Raw genomic sequence first — 15,355 nt, forward strand, 5'->3', positions numbered from 1 at the left:
TGCCACTCAATAACAAAAGGGTAATACCATGACAACCCAAGGCAAATTCAAGAAGCAGCTTACGCTCACCGATCTGACGTTCATCGGTCTTGGCGCCATATTCGGCTCAGGCTGGCTGTTCGCCGCCAGCCATGTCTCCTCCATCGCCGGCCCCGCCGGCATCTATTCCTGGCTCATCGGCGGCCTGGCGGTGCTGCTGCTGGGCATCGTCTACTGCGAGCTGGGCGCCGCCCTGCCGCGCGCCGGCGGCATCATTCGCTATCCGGTGTTCTCGCACGGCGAATTGATGGGCTATCTGCTGGGGTTTATCACGCTGATCGCCTTCTCCAGTCTGATCGCTATCGAGGTCGTCGCCGCCCGTCAGTACGCCGCCGCCTGGTTCCCGCTCCTCAGCCAGCCGGGTTCCGGCGATCCGACAGCGCTCGGCTGGCTGGTGCAGTTGGCGCTGCTGTGCTTTTTCTTCGCGCTCAACTACTACAGCGTCAAAACCTTCGCCAAATCCAATAATCTCATCAGCGTGCTGAAGTTTCTGGTGCCGCTGTTGGTGATCGTGGTGCTGTTCAGCTTTTTCAAACCGGAAAACCTGCACAGCCAGGGCTTTGCCCCCTTCGGCTCCGCCGGGGTCGAGGCAGCCATTTCCGCCGGCGGCATCATCTTCGCCTACCTCGGCCTGACGCCGATCATTTCGGTCGCCAGCGAGGTGCAAAAACCGCAGCGCACCATTCCCATCGCGCTGATCCTGTCAGTCGTGCTGTCCACCATCATCTATGTGCTGCTGCAGATAGCGTTTCTCGGCAGTATCCCCAGCGAGATGCTGAGCGGCGGTTGGGCCGGTATCAGCCAACATTTTTCCCTGCCGTTCCGCGATATCGCCATCACGCTCGGCATGGGATGGCTGGCGTTTCTGGTGGTCAGTGACGCGATCGTTTCGCCCAGCGGCACCGGCAACATCTACATGAACGCCACGCCTCGCGTGATCTACGGGTGGGCGCGCGCCGGCACCTTCTTCAAACTGTTCACCCGGGTGGATGGTGAATCCGGTATCCCGCGCCCGGCGTTGTGGCTGACCTTCGCCCTCTCGGTCTTCTGGACGCTGCCGTTCCCGTCGTGGGAAAAGCTGATCGGCGTGGTGTCCGCCGCGCTGGTGCTGAGTTACGCCATCGCCCCGGTCACCGCCGCCGGGCTGCGGCGCAATGCGCCCGATATGCCGCGTCCGTTCCGGGTGCGCGGTTTCTGCGTGCTCGGCCCGCTGTCGTTTATCATTTCGGCGCTGATCGTCTTCTGGTCCGGCTGGGACACCGTCTCCTGGCTGCTCGGCTTGCAGATACTGATGTTCTTCATTTACATCCTGTTCAAGAATCAGGTGCCGACCCACGCCGTTAGCCTCAGGCAGCAAATTGGGTCCTCGCTGTGGCTAATCGTCTTCTATGCGCTGACGATCGCGCTTTCCTACCTCAGCAGTTTCGGCGGCATCGGCGCTATTGCTCATCCGTGGGACACGCTGACCATGGCGGTGGTTGCGCTGGCGATTTACTACTGGGGCGCCTATACCTGTTTACCCCAGGCCAATTTTATCGGCGATGAAGAAGAATGACCCAGGGAGGACATCGAAATGACAACCATGCACGTTTTGTCGCTGGAACACGCTTATCAACTGGCGCTACGCGCACTGCGCTGCAACGGCTTCAATCAGGCGCATGCCGAGACAGTGGCGCAAAATGTCACCCAGGGCGAGCGCGACGGCTGTGCTTCGCACGGGTTGTACCGGCTATTGGGCTGCGTCCGCTCATTACGGGCGGGCAAAGTCTCTGCCGATGCGAAACCCAGGCTCTTCGACCAGGCGCCGGCCATCTTGCGCGCCGATGCCGGCGGCGCCTTTTCCCTGCTCGCCTACCGCACCGCTCTGCCGGCCTTTATCGATAAGGTGCGCGCCAACGGCATCGCCGCCCTGGCGATCAACCGCTGCGTGCATTTCTCCGCGCTGTGGGCCGACATCGAACCGCTGACCGAACAGGGTTTCGTGGCCTTAGCCTGCACGCCCAGCCACGCCTGGGTGACGCCGGCCGGCGGTTCACGCCCGCTATTCGGCACCAACCCCATCGCCTTCGGCTGGCCGCGCCCGGCTCGGCCGCCGTTTTTGTTCGATATGGCCACCAGCGCGGCGGCGCGCGGCGAAATCGAATTGCATCGCCGCGCCGGCACCCCGCTGCCGGAAGGCTGGGGCATTGATAAGGCAGGCAACCCCTCCACCGACGCTGCCAGCGTGTTGGAGGGCGCGATGCTGACTTTCGGCGGCCATAAAGGCTCGGCGCTGGCGGCCATGGTTGAATTGTTGGCTGGGCCGCTGATCGGCGACATGACCAGCAAAGAATCTCTGGCCTATGACGACGGCACCGGTTCATCGCCCTACGGCGGTGAACTGATCATCGCGTTGGATCCCGAGCGTTTTCTCGGCGCGGATAAGGAGCGGTATTTCGCCAGCGCGGAGGCGATGTTTGCCGACATGCAAGCGCAAGGCGCGCGCATTCCCGGCGAGCGTCGCTATCGGCAACGACGCCACAGCGAACAATACGGCGTGGAAATCCCGAGGGCGCTGTACGACGAGATAGCGGCGCTGTGCGATTAGCGCCGAATTGATGCCCCCGCGCCGCCAATCCGGCGCGGGGCGAAGTTTAGCCTGCCTGAGCCAAGTCGCTGTGCAGGCGCTTGCGCCACACGGGTTTGCTGTCCCATTGGGCGAAATGTTTCGCCTGTTTACCTGGTTGCACTTTGTGCCACATGTCCTCTTGCCACCGGATCGGTTCCTTTCCGCGCAACGTTGGGCGGGTCTGTTTAATCGTTCGTTGCAAGACGCTCGCTTCTTCCGCAGTAATGTTCGGCGCCTGTCTGGCGGCGTCCAGCGCGCGGCTTCCCAGCGGTGCCATCACCTGATACAACACTTTGACCTGCTGCAGCGTCGCTTGCTGATTCGTGCTCATGCCTTTGCCGGACCAGTCGTCGAAATTTTCACCGGGATCGTCACCCTGCGCGCGATATTCGTTACCCGGCCCCTCGACGATATTCCAGCCTTGCCAGGTCACCAGGGTATGTAACCCATCGCGATCCTGCAGATTTTCATTCTTTATCTGTTTGAGCACCTCGGCGCGGTTAGGCACACCGATCAGATTCATAAACTCGTCGAGCGCGCTCCAGTGCTCGCCAGCCACCAGACCATTCCAGACATTACGTAAACAGTTCCAGGGGATGGTGTGATGCCAGGTCAGCGTGACAAGCGGTTTGGTTGGCGTATGTTGCCAATGGCTCGGTTCATTGCCTCGATCGCCTCTGATGATCCCATCGACTTCTAATGGCATGGCTGCCCCTCTTCTGGCTGAAATAAAGAATATGCGCAAGGCCGCTGGCCCGGTCGTCATAAAAAACGTCAGCTAAAATCGTAGCAGCTCAGGCTGAGATGGCAATAAAGCAGCCTGCGTTCTACGGCCGACCGGCGACCGCAGAACGCGCATGAAAACGGCGGACTTAAAGGAGGATTATCGAACCACCATCACCGATATATTGGCATGGCGAACGATGGCGGCGGCATTGGAGCCCAACAGATAAGTTTTCACGCTCGGGCGACGCGAACCGATAATGATCAGATCGGCGTCGATCTCTTCCGCCAGTTCCAGCGCCTGATCGCGCGCAGAGCCAAAGCTGACGGTGTAATTGAGGCGATCTAACGGCAGATCGATTTCCGACATGATTTTCTTCAGCTTCTCCACCGCCTTCACTTCCGCCTGATTCTCAAACTCCTTGAGACCGAACGAATAGGCAGTAACAAAAGCCGAGGCATCCGGCAGCGCATGGAAAAAATGCACTTTAGCGCCGGACATCTTCGCCAAATATTCCACATGCTTCAGCGCATGCTCGGTCAACAGATCCTCTTCAATATCTATCGGCACTAAAATAGTCTTGTACATATCACATCCTTTCTATGTAAACCGGGTGCCTACAGAGTACTGCCGCGCACGGGCGCGGTGAACCGCTTTATCACGCTTTTGTGATCGGAGGTAAATACTGATAAAGACAATGCTTAATTTAACAAAATATAAACATCGCGCCGCTAACTGATAGGCGATTAATTATTTATTTCTCGCCATTAAATCAGCTGTAAATAAACGGCTTTGGCGGTGGCTGCGGTCTTATTGGCGACCGAAAGTTTTTTAATCGAGTTACCGATATGGAAATTGATCGTACGTTCGCTCACCCCCATCAGCAGCGCGATCTCTTCCGCCGTTTTACCTTCGCTGCACCAGCGCAAGATATCTTTCTCTCGCAGCGTCAGCACATCTTTTATCGCTTCGTCGTTCACCGATATCAACGCTTCACGCAGCGTTTTGTGGGCGGTTTGCGCCAGCCAAAGGAAAAAGAGTTCATTCACCGCGCCGGCCTGCGGCGTTTGCTGCGGCAGCGTCTTGCCGGCAAAAGTCAGGATCCCCAGGCGGCCATAGCAATCCTTGACCGACTGCGACCACCCGGTGTGCAGACCAAACTGCGACATGCGCTGCCAAAGCGCCGGCCGCTCGTGATAAAAACTTTCGTCCCACTGGAATTGCAGCGTGGAATGGTGGGCTCGCTCGATGACAGGATCCTGCAAATACGCCCGCTGCCGCCGATAATCCTCGAGATAGCGCGCCGGAAACGTTCCTTCAACCCGCATTTTTGGCCGGCTCGCCGGATAACAGGAAAAAACGATGTAGGAGAAATAATCAAAACCCAGCGCCTCGACGCAGCGCCCCAGTTGAGTCAGAAAACGTTCGCGATCGGTCAAACTGCCAATCACCTCCGCCATGAGCCGTTGAGTGCGGGTATCCATAACGCAGGTTCTCCAAATAGCGATGTCGATTTATCGATAGGTCAGACTCACTATAGGATATCGCCGCCCGGCGCCAATAGCCGTTTCATATAATAAAAAATACGAACGCTATAACGAAAAAAGCTATTCCCCGGTTTATTTCCCTCAGAATAAGCCTTTTTATTGGGCTGAACCGCAAAACTACGCGAATAGCATAACCCCGCCTGCAGGTAAACCTGTCATTTCTACCGTTAGACAGCCAACACACCGCCAATTACTTTCCTCACTGGCACCCGGTGCCGCCGTAAATCCAAAGAGATAATAAGCATTTGCGAATTTCGCATGGCATACAGTGACGGGGATTTTCTATGGCAGAAAGTAATGCGGCAATTCAATCGGCTGCGATTATCGGCGCGGGAACGATGGGCAGAGGCATCGCTTATCTTTTCGCGCAAAAAGGCATTCGTACGGTGCTTTATAATCGCAACGGCAATACCCTCATTCAGGCTCGTGAATATATCGTGCAAGACCTGGACAAAAAGATCGAACAGGGCAGGGTCGCGCCGCAGGATAAAGACGCGGTGCTGGCTAATCTGACGTTCTCCGCGGAATTTGGGGCCATCGTCGACAGCGATCTGGTGATCGAAACCATCGCAGAACATGAGCAAGCCAAACTCGAGGTGCTGGCGGCCATCGCCGCGACGGTCAAGCCCGACACGCTGATCGCCACCAATACCTCCTCACTGTCGCTGAATAAGCTGGCGACGGCGGTGACGCACAGCGAACGCTTTATCGGTTTGCACTTTTTCAACCCCGCGCCGCTGATGAAGCTGATTGAAATCATTCCGGCCTATTTTACCGCACAGGTCACCACCGAACGTTGCCGTCAACTGGTGGCGGCATTGGGGAAACGCGATGTCGTCTGTCAGGCCACGCCGGGGTTTATCGTCAACCGTATGGCTCGCCCCTACTATCTGGAAGGGTTCCGCCTGTTGGAAGAACACGTGGCACGTGCGCCGCAGATCGACCGCGCCCTCAAAGCCGGCGGACACTTTCGCATGGGGCCGCTCGAGCTGACCGATTTTATCGGTCAGGACATCAACTATCAGGTCAGCCGGCAAATTTGGCAGGACATGCAGTACGATCCGCGCTATACCCCGGGCCATCTGCAGCGCTCGCTGGTCGATGCCGGTCTGTTGGGCAAAAAGAACGGCCGCTCCTATTTTTCCGCCGAAGAATCTCCCCCGCCGCTTGCAGCCGCCGTCGATGCGGAGATCGAGACGCTACGCATTTACGGTGAACATCCTCTCTTTACCCTGCTACAGCAGCGGGCCGCCCTGCAATGGCCGCGGCTGCGCGTGGAACACCGGCCGACATTACCGGGCCTGGGCGCCGCCATTCAGGTCAATGATGCTTTCACCGTCAGCGTTACCGATGGTCGCACGGCAAATCAGCTTGCCGAACAGACCGCGGCGGACGCCTTTGTCGTCGATGTCGCCCTGAACTACGGCGATACGGCGTACCTGGCGGCGGCGCATAGCCGCCACGCCTCTGCGGCCAATAAGGCGCTGTTTTTACGCCTGCTGCACACCGCGATCCCGCAGGTGGAATTTATCAAGGATTCCCCGGCCTTGATCGTCGCCCGGGTGCTCAGCAGCCTGATCAACGAGTCGGTGATCATGGTGGAAAGCGGCGTCTGCAGCCGGGAAGACATTGATGTCGCCGCCGTCGCCGGCGTGAACTACGCCGACGGTATTTTCGTCTGGCTCACTCGCCTCGGGGAGGAAAATGTCAGGACGACGCTGAGCAACCTGGCGCAATTGCTGCACGCGGCGCGCTATGCACCGCATTACACCCTTCTGCACGCCGCCCAACCGGCGCTGACCTCCACGCCTTAAGGAGCCATGATGAACATTAAAGATGACGGTGTTTATCTGATCGACGGCACGCGCACGGCGATCGGCGCCTATGGCGGCAGCCTGGCGCATACCCGCCCCGATGATATGGCGGCGACGATTATTCGCAGCCTGCTTCAGCGCCATCCGGCGGCGCAGCAGGATCTGGATGAAGTGGTGCTGGGCTGCGCCAACCAGTCCGGCGAAGACAACCGCAACGTCGCCCGCATGGCGACGCTGCTTTCCGGCTTGGATCAGTCGGTGCCGGCCATCACCCTCAACCGCCTTTGCGCCTCCGGGTTGGATGCGGTGATCTACGCCGCGGCGAAAATCCGCAGCGGCCTCAGCGAACTGATTCTGGCCGGCGGCGTGGAAAGCATGAGCCGCGCGCCCTATGTGCTGAGCAAGGGCGAAACGCCGTTCGATAAGGGGGTAAAGCTGTACGACACCACGCTGGGATGGCGCTTTGTCAACCCGCGCCTGGCGGAACGCTACGGCAGCGATCCGCTGGGCATCACGGCGGAAAACGTGGCCCAACAACAGCATATCTCGCGCGAGGAACAGGATCTGTTCGCATTGGGCTCACAGCAAAAGGCCCGCCGGGCGATCGACAGTGGTCGATTGGCGCGGGAAATCACGCCGGTGGAGGTGCCGGCGGATCGTAAAACCACCCGCATATTCGCACAGGACGAATTCCCCCGGCTCAGCACGTTGCAGCAGTTGCAGACGCTGAAACCGGCCTTCGCCGCCGGTGGTTCGGTCACCGCCGGCAACGCTTCCGGCATCAATGACGGTGCCGCCGCGCTGCTGCTGGCCTCCGGCCGCTACGTGAAACGCCAGGGCTGGCAACCGCTGGTGGAGATCGGCGACAGCGCGGCCGCCGGCGTCGCGCCGGCGCTGATGGGGCTGGGGCCGATCGCCTCCACCGAGCGCTTACTGCAGCGCGGCGGATTCACGCTGAATGATTTTGACATCATCGAGATTAACGAAGCCTTCGCCGCGCAGGTTCTGGCGGCGCTGAAACACTGGCGCATCGACGCCGGCGACGCGCGCGTCAACCCAAACGGCGGCGCCATCGCGCTCGGCCATCCGCTGGGAATGTCCGGCGCGCGCCTGGTGCTGTCGGCGGCGCTGGAATTACGCGATCGGCAGGCCGGCAACGCATTGGTGACAATGTGCGTCGGCGTCGGTCAGGGGCTGTCATTAAACCTTAAAGCCGTTTAACACAAGGAACATACGATGAGCGTACTGAACATTCTTGAAGAAAAGTTGGCGGAAACCAAAAAGCAGGGACGTTTTCGCGAGTTCCTCAACCTTGAACGCGGCGTGCAGGACAAACCCTGGGCCACCAGCTACGGGCAGCAAGGCGAGCGCCGTCTCAACGTCTGGTGCTCAAACGACTATCTGGCCATGAGCCACCACCCCAAAGTGCTGCTGGCCACCACCGACGCGGTTAACCGAGTCGGGTTAGGCACCTGCGGCGCCCGCAGCATTTCCGGCACCTCGGCCTATCACACTGAACTGGAAACGCTGCTGGCCAGCGCCTACGGCAAAGAGTCGGCGCTGCTGTTCACCACCGGCTTCGGCGCCAACGACGCCACCTTGTCCACCCTGTGCGACGCCATTCCCGATCTGATCGTGTTCTCTGACGAACTGAATCACGCCTCGATGATTTACGGGATTCGCTACAGCAAGGCGGAAAAAAAAATCTTCCGCCATAACGACGTGGCGCACCTCGCCGAGCTGCTGCAGGCCGCCGATCCGGCGCGGCCAAAGCTGATCGCCTTTGAGTCGCTGTATTCCATGGACGGTGACTTTGCTCCCCTGGCGCAGATTGTGGCGCTGGCGGAACAGTATCAGGCGCTGACCTATCTCGACGAAATTCATTCGGCTGGCGTGTATGGCGAACGGGGGCTGGGCTATGCCGAACAGCTGGGACTGTTGGATAAAATCACCATTATCCAGGGCGGGTTCGGCAAGTCTTACGGTGCGGCGGGCGGCTATATCGCCGCGCCCCGTTCGGTGGTGGAAGCCGTACGCAGCTGGGCGCCGGCATTCGTCTTCAGCACCTCGTCACCGGCGCCGGTGGTGGCCGCCGCGTTGGCCAGCTTTAAATACAACCTCGAGCACGACACCCAACGCAAGCACCTGCTGGCGATCGTCGATCACCTGAAGACCGGTCTGCGCGCCGCCGGCATCCCGCTGGTGTCGGCAGACAGCCATATCCTGCCGCTGCGGGTCGGCGATCCGCACCGCAACAAACACATCAGTAAAGTGCTGCTCGATGAGCATGATATTTACGTGCAACCGGTCAATGCCCCGACGGTGCCCGCAGGCAGCGAGCGGCTGCGGGTAACGCCAACCTCGGCACATTCCCATGCCGACGTGGAGACCTTCCTGGCAGCTCTGGGCCGGGTCTGGGCAGCGAACGATCTGCGGAGGGCAGGATGAAGTTAGCGGATTATAACGGCCATCTGGTCACGCTGTGTCTGATGGCGACCGGCACCTTCGCCATCGGCACCGACGCCTTTATCGTCGCCGGCGTGCTCAGCGATATTTCCGAGACCTTTGCCGTCAGCCCCGCGCAAGCGGGGCAGTTGATATCGGTATTCGCGCTGGCCTACATGCTGTTTGCGCCTCTGACCGCCTGGCTGCTGGGCAACGTCAACCGCAAGCACATCCTGCAGTTGGCGCTGGTGCTGTTCATCGCCGGCAACCTGGCCTGCGCCTGGGCCACCAGCTACCTGCAGATATCGTTAGGCCGAGTGCTGGCGGCATTGGGCGCGGCCTGTTACACCCCGCAGGCCGCAGCCGCCGCGGTGGGGCTGGTGGCGGAAAAACGCCGCGGCCTGGCTATTTCCATCGTCTATGGCGGCATGACGCTGGCCATCGCGCTCGGCATTCCGTTCGGCACCTTTCTGGCCAAACTGATCGGCTGGCGCGACATTTTTCTGTTCATCGCCCTGCTGGGGGCGGTGGCGCTGCTCGGCCTGTCGCTGGCGCTGCGCGCTATTGCGGCGCCGGGCAAACATTCGTTGAAAGAACGGCTCGCCCCGCTGCGGCAAAAGGCGGTGCTGACCACGCTGCTGATCACCTTTTTCGCCGTGTGCTCGGAGCACATTGTTTACAGCTACGTCAGCGTGCTGTTGAAAGACACCCAGTTCGGCCCGGAAGCCATTCTGCCTTTGGCGCTGCTGGTGTTCGGCATTGGCGCGGTGATCGGCAATTTTGCCTCCGGCGCGCTGACCGACGCCCTGGGCAGCAAATGCGTGCTGCTGTTTTCGGTGGCGATCCAGACGCTGTCCCTGTTCCTGCTGGCCTTTTACGTCACCTCGCCGTGGTGGGTATTGGCCATCTTTCTTATCTGGGGCATCACCGGCTGGATGTATCTGGTGCCGATCCAACATCACCTGTTGTCGCTGTCGAAGCGTTTTGGCGCGCTGACCGTGTCGCTCAACAGCTCGGTGCTATACGCCGGCATCGCGGCGGGCGGCATGCTGGGCGGTCTGACGCTCTATGCGTTGCCGGCCCACTATTTGCCGCTGTTCTCGCTGCCGCTCGGCGCCATCGCCCTGCTGCTGACGCTGATCTTTTTCCGCGGGGAGGCCAGCGATGAGTGAATTACCGCCGGTGCTTTACGAACGTTATGGCGCGCAGATTGCAGTCATCACCCTCAATCGGCCGGAGAAAAAGAACGCCATCAACCTGCAGATGGCCGAGTTGATCCGCAGTTACCTGCGGCAGGCGGATAATGACGATACGATACGCGCAATCGTCCTGGCCGGTCAGCCGGCGGTATTTTCCGCCGGCATGGATGTCAACGCGTTCCGACAGGGCGAACTGCCCATCGTCACGCCGGAGGGATTCGGGGGGCTGATCCATGCGCAGATCGCCAAGGTGATCATCGCCGCCGTTGACGGCATCGCTTACGGGGGCGGCTTTGAGCTCGCCCTGGCTTGCGATCTGATCGTCGCCAGCCAGAACGCGCGTTTCAGCTTCCCCGAAACCGGGCTCGGATTGGTCGCCGCGCAAGGCGGATGCGCGCGTTTGCCGGCGCGAGTTTCTCCCTATGTCGCCCTCGATTGGCTGCTGACCGGCAGAACCGTCGGTGCGCGTGAGGCCCTGTCACACGGCGCCATTTCCCGCATCAGCGAGGGCTCGGCCCGGGAAGAAGCGCTGCGCATCGCCGAGCAGATCGCCGGGAAGGACCTCGCCGCCAGCCTGGCCGTGAAGGCCATCGTGCGCCAGGGGCTGACGCAGCGCGAGGCGCCATCGTTCGATTTTCAGCAGGCGCCGGTCGAACGCCTGCGTCAGGCGGCCGCTCGTCGTTAACCCCCTTATTGCTTGCCGGCTTGCCTGAGCCGGCATTTCCCGCTGCGCTTCCCCGCCACAGCTCATTTTACGCAGCCCGCCTCTCGGCGCTGGGCTACACTGCCGGTAGACCTCATGCGCTGATAAGGAAAAATAATGCGCCACTTGCCTTTGCTGACCCCCAGACTGATCTTGCGCCCGTTCACCGCCGACGATCTGCCCCACTTTACCGCCTACCGCAACCATCCTGACGTGGCGCGCTACCAAAGCTGGAGCGACTACAGCGCCGCGCAGGCGCAGGCCTTTTTCGCACAGCAACAGCGGCTCGCGTTCAACCGTGATGACAGCTGGTTTCAACTGGCGGTCGAGCGCCGCGAGGACGGCGCGTTGCTGGGCGATGTCGCGGTGCATTTTTTCGATGAAGGGCGTCAGGCTGAACTGGGCGTGACCTTCGATCCGGTTCATCAGCGGCAAGGACAGGCGCGCGAGGCGCTAGGCGCCGTCATCGCCCTGCTGTTCGGGCCGCTGGCGAAACACCGCATTACCGCCGTGGTGGACGCGCGTAATCTTCGCGCCGCCGCGTTGTTCGGTAAGCTGGGCTTTCGCCGTGAGGCCTGTTGGCGGCAAAACGTGTTTTTCAAAGGCGCATGGGGCGATGAATTCGGTTTCGCCCTGCTGCAAAGCGAATGGCGGGAGCATGAACGACATGACGCTGTTGAATAAATACCTTGGGCAATACCAGTTCTCTGAGCAGCATGCGATCGTCATCACCGCGTCGCAATCGCGGGTGTTGGACGCCGTGGCCGCTTACGATCCCAAGCGCGATCGTTTTTTCCGCAGCATGATAGCGCTGCGCGAATTGCCCGCGCGCCTGATGCCACGCGATAAGCCTCGTCCTCCGCCGTTTGGCCTGCAAAACTTTTGCCTGCTTGAGCAGGATGAAACCGCGTTGGTCTATGGCCTGATCGGCCGGTTTTGGCAGGCTGAATACGGTTTGGTGACGGTCGCTGACGGGGCAGACTTTCAGGCCTTCGCTCAGCCCGGCGTCGCTAAACTGGCGCTGGGGTATGCCGCGAGCCCGCTGGAGGGCGGGCGCTGCCGCCTGGTAACGGAAACGCGCATCTTCTGCCCCGACAGCGCCAGCCGGCGGCGGTTTACCCCCTACTGGTATGCGATTCGCCTGGTGAGTGGATTGATAAGACGCCGCATGCTGCGCGCCATTAAAACCGCCAGCGAAAAGCAGACGGCGAATCATTCACCAGATTGATTAATTTAAGAGCATTCTTAGAGAATGAAAATCATTATCAGCCTATTTTTTAATCACAACAAGATAGTGTTGAGAAGCCATTAACCCCGCCCCCTGCGGGGATTTTTTCGCCTATTTATCGCCTGTTTCAGGGAACGCCTGCATAAACAGGAAGGCGCAAGGCTTGCGCTGATACTGATTGATCTGCGGCACCAGCCGGGTGAAATGCTCGGTCTGGCAATGCACTTCGAGAGCCGCGCGATCCGGCCAGCTTTCGATAAAAATAAAGTGCCCGGGATCCTGCTGGTCTATGCACAGTTCATAACTGATGCACAGCGGCTCCTGCCGGGTTTTCTCCACCAACTCGCGATACCAAGGCATAACGGTGTCAATGTGTTCCGGGTGAATGAAATCTTCAGCAATGACCTTCAGCATGTTGCGCTCCTGCGTTCTGTTGTGCCGCGCTTCACCTTATCGCCCTCCCTCCCGAGATGAAAGCGCCACTCTCCAGTGTCTGTCATCGGGTTCCCAATTCGGTGATAGCGCACACAGATATCGATCAAAGCGCTTGAACGCCTCCTGGCCCTGTGTGAACTTTAAATTAACAAAAAAGCAACACACTATTCACCATGGTGATATCTGTACCGATATGCCGACGCACTGCGCGGCGTTTTTTTCGCCTCTAAAGGCCTGACCATTAGTCCTTTAGGCCTTTACGGCTCACGCATAAAAGCCATGTCATCGCCGCATGATGGGCCACGGCGCCAGGACGGTCCTTATGACCGACGCTTATCATTCTCAGAAGAGAGGTTACCGCCAGTGAATCACGCCACCTATGCCGCTCCAGCGCTCAACGCCGCCATCCGCAAAACCTGGCGCAGACTGGTGCCATTGATGTTCGCCATGTACTTCATCGCGTTTATCGACAGGGTCAACGTCGGCTTTGCCAAAGACGCGATGGCCATCGATATCGCGCTGTCGCAATCCGCCTTTGCGCTGGGCGCGGGGATATTCTTTGCCGCCTATGCGCTGTTCGGCATTCCTGCCAACCTGTTGATGAATCGCTGGGGCGCCAAACGCTGGCTCAGCGCCACCACCGCGCTGTGGGGGGCGTTATCGGCCTGCACCGGGCTGGTGACCAACGAACAGCAATTTATCGTCCTGCGTTTTCTGCTGGGGATCGCCGAAGCCGGCTTTTATCCCGGCATCCTGCTGCTGGCGTCGATCTATTTTCCCAATAAGGTGCGCGCCTCGGTCATTGGCATTTTCGTGCTCGGCGTGCCGGCGGCCCTGACGCTCGGCTCACCGCTGTCGGGGGCATTGCTGGAGATGCACGGCGTGTTGGGCAAGCCCGGCTGGTTCTGGATGTTCGTGCTGGAAGGGTTGCCGGCCGTCGTCCTCGGCGTCTTCGCCTTTTTCTATCTCGACGATAATCCAAGGCAAGCCCGCTTTCTCACCGAGGAAGAACGCAACGCGCTGGTCGCACAGCTGGCCGCTGAACAGCAGCGCACCGAAACCAGCAGCGTTAAAGCGGCGATGAGAAGCGGCAAAGTTTGGCATCTGGCGTTGATCTACGGCACCCTGCAAATCGGCGTATACGGCCTGATGTTTTTTCTGCCGTCGCAGATCGCTTCGCTGATGGGCACCCATCTCGGCTTCAAGGCCTCGTTGGTGGCTGCCATTCCCTGGGCATGCTCCGCGCTGGGCGTCTATTTCCTGCCGCGCTATGCCGACAGAAAAACCGCCAGAAGATTGCCGATCGCCGTTGGCTGCATGGTCGCGGCAGCGCTGGGGTTGGTTGTCTCTTCCTATGCCGGCCCATTGCTCGCTATCGTCGCCCTGAGCTGTTGCGCAGTCAGTTTTCTGGCGGTACAACCCATTTTCTGGACGTTTCCCGCTCAGCTGCTGACCGGCCCGGCGCTGGCGGCCGGCATCGGTTTTTGCACCACGCTCGGCGCCGCATTCAGCTTTTTAGCCCCGCTTATCCGCACCGAGGCGGAACAGCGCTTCAACAGCCCGCATGCCGGGCCGCTGGTGCTGGCCGCCTTTTCACTGCTGTGCGCCGCGCTGTTAGGGGCGCTCAGACATCGGCGTGCCGACGTGAGCAAACCAGACGCAGAGATTGCCGGATAGCGGCGCGTTATTTAGCCATTATTGAACCTGCAGATGGGACACTGACAGTCCCCCCTCTCGCCCGCAGGTGTTAAATGGATGAATTGACGCACATTATCGCCAAATACAGCCCGGAACCGGAGATGTTGCTGCTGCTGATTTTCCTGTTTGCGCTGGGTAAATCCGTGATCGTAGTGTCTTCCGTCTTGCCGCCCGCCTCGGTCACGCTGCTGATGGGCATCCTTGCAGGCAAGCATGCGCTGCCCATCGGCGCGGTTTGGGCAGCCATCGCCCTCGGCGCGGCGTTGGGCTCAATCCTGTCGTTCCACTGCGGCGCACTGTTCTGCCGTCGCGATCTTGGCCGCCGGCTGCCGGCACGCTTTCACGCCCCGCTGCGCAAAGCGCAACGTTCCTTGCAAAAGCGCGGGCTGCCGCTACTGTTCGCCTCGCGTTTTTTGGCTGTGATGCGTTACACCGTGCCGCTGATGGCCGGCATGCTGCAACTGCCGGCGCGGCGCGTCTATGCCACCGCCGCGCTCTCGGCCGCCGTCTGGGCGCTGCTTTTGATGTCGGCTGCGCATTTATTCCCCGTTTCCTGACCTGAAAGATTCTTGGGCAAATGGCCCATCCCTGCGCCGACGTTGCGCCAGCGCACAGCCCTCCTTGCCGTATAAAGTCCGGTGCAACATTGCAGTTTGCGCCAGATCACCTTTCTGAACATCAGTCGAAAAATGCGAATTTTTTTGCAGAATGCGCGCTTAAAACGGCGCAATGCGGGAAGAAACGAAGAAAAGTCTGAGCGTAACACGCTGATTTGGTTGGTGGGTCGTACAGGGTTCGAACCTGTGACCAATTGATTAAGAGTCAACTGCTCTACCGACTGAGCTAACGACCCAACGAGGTAAATTGTCCTCCTCGTCGGAGGCGCTGTCAAACGCTTACACCCATTACTTTTTC

Annotated in this window: 15 protein-coding genes and 1 tRNA gene; 11 read left to right on the top strand and 5 right to left on the bottom strand. The window is 59.8% G+C overall.

Features of this window, described 5'->3' with window-relative positions:
• Window positions 1-28: 28 nt before the first annotated feature.
• The gene (locus IMX17_RS09435) at window positions 29-1,594 is read left to right on the top strand and encodes an APC family permease (protein WP_046899226.1); all 1,566 of its coding nucleotides are present in this window, start codon (window positions 29-31) and stop codon (window positions 1,592-1,594) included.
• Window positions 1,595-1,612: 18 nt separating this feature from the next.
• Window positions 1,613-2,626, top strand: a complete 1,014-nt coding sequence (locus IMX17_RS09440) for an Ldh family oxidoreductase (protein ID WP_046899225.1) — start codon at window positions 1,613-1,615, stop codon at window positions 2,624-2,626.
• A gap of 46 nt (window positions 2,627-2,672) precedes the next feature.
• Here the strand turns inward: IMX17_RS09440 and IMX17_RS09445 are convergent, their stop codons facing one another.
• From IMX17_RS09445 to IMX17_RS09455, 3 genes are all read right to left on the bottom strand, one after another.
• Window positions 2,673-3,353, bottom strand: coding sequence for a hypothetical protein (locus IMX17_RS09445; protein WP_193549679.1), 681 nt, complete (start codon window positions 3,351-3,353; stop codon window positions 2,673-2,675).
• Window positions 3,354-3,530: 177 nt separating this feature from the next.
• Window positions 3,531-3,959 (bottom strand): universal stress protein, encoded by a 429-nt coding sequence (locus IMX17_RS09450; RefSeq protein WP_033642623.1) that lies wholly within the window; start codon window positions 3,957-3,959, stop codon window positions 3,531-3,533.
• 179 nt (window positions 3,960-4,138) lie between these two features.
• Window positions 4,139-4,855 (bottom strand): autoinducer binding domain-containing protein, encoded by a 717-nt coding sequence (locus IMX17_RS09455; RefSeq protein WP_033642622.1) that lies wholly within the window; start codon window positions 4,853-4,855, stop codon window positions 4,139-4,141.
• Window positions 4,856-5,202: 347 nt separating this feature from the next.
• Here IMX17_RS09455 and IMX17_RS09460 point away from each other — a divergent pair, with 347 nt between their 5' ends.
• From IMX17_RS09460 to IMX17_RS09490, 7 genes are all read left to right on the top strand, one after another.
• Window positions 5,203-6,732 carry a 3-hydroxyacyl-CoA dehydrogenase NAD-binding domain-containing protein gene (locus IMX17_RS09460; protein ID WP_046899223.1) on the top strand — a complete coding sequence of 510 codons (1,530 nt, stop codon included), beginning with the start codon at window positions 5,203-5,205 and terminating at the stop codon, window positions 6,730-6,732.
• Between the two features lie 9 nt (window positions 6,733-6,741).
• A complete protein-coding gene (locus IMX17_RS09465; protein WP_193549740.1) occupies window positions 6,742-7,953 on the top strand; it encodes an acetyl-CoA C-acyltransferase in 1,212 nt (403 codons plus the stop codon).
• Between the two features lie 15 nt (window positions 7,954-7,968).
• Window positions 7,969-9,180 (top strand): 5-aminolevulinate synthase, encoded by a 1,212-nt coding sequence (hemA, locus tag IMX17_RS09470; RefSeq protein WP_193549680.1) that lies wholly within the window; start codon window positions 7,969-7,971, stop codon window positions 9,178-9,180.
• Window positions 9,177-10,349 carry an MFS transporter gene (locus tag IMX17_RS09475; protein ID WP_193549681.1) on the top strand — a complete coding sequence of 391 codons (1,173 nt, stop codon included), beginning with the start codon at window positions 9,177-9,179 and terminating at the stop codon, window positions 10,347-10,349. Before hemA ends, IMX17_RS09475 begins: the two co-directional genes overlap by 4 nt.
• Window positions 10,342-11,061 carry an enoyl-CoA hydratase-related protein gene (locus tag IMX17_RS09480; RefSeq protein ID WP_193549682.1) on the top strand — a complete coding sequence of 240 codons (720 nt, stop codon included), beginning with the start codon at window positions 10,342-10,344 and terminating at the stop codon, window positions 11,059-11,061. Before IMX17_RS09475 ends, IMX17_RS09480 begins: the two co-directional genes overlap by 8 nt.
• Before the next feature lie 135 nt (window positions 11,062-11,196).
• Window positions 11,197-11,763 carry a GNAT family N-acetyltransferase gene (locus IMX17_RS09485; protein ID WP_193549683.1) on the top strand — a complete coding sequence of 189 codons (567 nt, stop codon included), beginning with the start codon at window positions 11,197-11,199 and terminating at the stop codon, window positions 11,761-11,763.
• On the top strand, window positions 11,738-12,307 hold the full coding sequence (locus IMX17_RS09490) for a hypothetical protein (RefSeq protein WP_227414483.1): 570 nt from the start codon (window positions 11,738-11,740) through the stop codon (window positions 12,305-12,307). Before IMX17_RS09485 ends, IMX17_RS09490 begins: the two co-directional genes overlap by 26 nt.
• A gap of 111 nt (window positions 12,308-12,418) precedes the next feature.
• Here IMX17_RS09490 and IMX17_RS09495 read toward each other — a convergent pair whose 3' ends face one another.
• Entirely contained in the window at window positions 12,419-12,721 is a 303-nt protein-coding gene (locus IMX17_RS09495; RefSeq protein ID WP_046899217.1) for a putative quinol monooxygenase, read from the bottom strand.
• Between the two features lie 384 nt (window positions 12,722-13,105).
• Between IMX17_RS09495 and IMX17_RS09500 the strand changes: the two genes are divergently transcribed.
• Both IMX17_RS09500 and IMX17_RS09505 read left to right on the top strand, forming a co-directional pair.
• Window positions 13,106-14,419, top strand: a complete 1,314-nt coding sequence (locus IMX17_RS09500) for an MFS transporter (protein ID WP_182264781.1) — start codon at window positions 13,106-13,108, stop codon at window positions 14,417-14,419.
• Between the two features lie 74 nt (window positions 14,420-14,493).
• Entirely contained in the window at window positions 14,494-14,997 is a 504-nt protein-coding gene (locus tag IMX17_RS09505; RefSeq protein WP_182264782.1) for a DedA family protein, read from the top strand.
• Window positions 14,998-15,217: 220 nt separating this feature from the next.
• Here the strand turns inward: IMX17_RS09505 and IMX17_RS09510 are convergent.
• Window positions 15,218-15,293: transfer RNA gene (locus IMX17_RS09510), tRNA-Lys, on the bottom strand.
• Between the last annotated feature and the right edge of the window lie 62 nt (window positions 15,294-15,355).

This window comes from Serratia sp. X3 (assembly GCF_014982455.1).
GTDB classification, from domain to species: domain Bacteria; phylum Pseudomonadota; class Gammaproteobacteria; order Enterobacterales; family Enterobacteriaceae; genus Serratia; species Serratia ureilytica.

What these genes read in the sequence shown, in the direction of transcription:
- IMX17_RS09465 (WP_193549740.1), top strand. Translation starts at nt 6,742, where the DNA reads ATGAACATTAAAGATGACGGTGTTTATCTGATCGACGGCACGCGCACG.
- IMX17_RS09490 (WP_227414483.1), top strand. Translation starts at nt 11,738, where the DNA reads ATGAACGACATGACGCTGTTGAATAAATACCTTGGGCAATACCAGTTC.
- IMX17_RS09485 (WP_193549683.1), top strand. Translation starts at nt 11,197, where the DNA reads ATGCGCCACTTGCCTTTGCTGACCCCCAGACTGATCTTGCGCCCGTTC.
- IMX17_RS09460 (WP_046899223.1), top strand. Translation starts at nt 5,203, where the DNA reads ATGGCAGAAAGTAATGCGGCAATTCAATCGGCTGCGATTATCGGCGCG.
- IMX17_RS09495 (WP_046899217.1), bottom strand. Translation starts at nt 12,721, where the DNA reads ATGCTGAAGGTCATTGCTGAAGATTTCATTCACCCGGAACACATTGAC.
- IMX17_RS09450 (WP_033642623.1), bottom strand. Translation starts at nt 3,959, where the DNA reads ATGTACAAGACTATTTTAGTGCCGATAGATATTGAAGAGGATCTGTTG.
- IMX17_RS09475 (WP_193549681.1), top strand. Translation starts at nt 9,177, where the DNA reads ATGAAGTTAGCGGATTATAACGGCCATCTGGTCACGCTGTGTCTGATG.
- IMX17_RS09435 (WP_046899226.1), top strand. Translation starts at nt 29, where the DNA reads ATGACAACCCAAGGCAAATTCAAGAAGCAGCTTACGCTCACCGATCTG.
- hemA (WP_193549680.1), top strand. Translation starts at nt 7,969, where the DNA reads ATGAGCGTACTGAACATTCTTGAAGAAAAGTTGGCGGAAACCAAAAAG.
- IMX17_RS09445 (WP_193549679.1), bottom strand. Translation starts at nt 3,353, where the DNA reads ATGCCATTAGAAGTCGATGGGATCATCAGAGGCGATCGAGGCAATGAA.
- IMX17_RS09505 (WP_182264782.1), top strand. Translation starts at nt 14,494, where the DNA reads ATGGATGAATTGACGCACATTATCGCCAAATACAGCCCGGAACCGGAG.
- IMX17_RS09440 (WP_046899225.1), top strand. Translation starts at nt 1,613, where the DNA reads ATGACAACCATGCACGTTTTGTCGCTGGAACACGCTTATCAACTGGCG.
- IMX17_RS09480 (WP_193549682.1), top strand. Translation starts at nt 10,342, where the DNA reads ATGAGTGAATTACCGCCGGTGCTTTACGAACGTTATGGCGCGCAGATT.
- IMX17_RS09455 (WP_033642622.1), bottom strand. Translation starts at nt 4,855, where the DNA reads ATGGATACCCGCACTCAACGGCTCATGGCGGAGGTGATTGGCAGTTTG.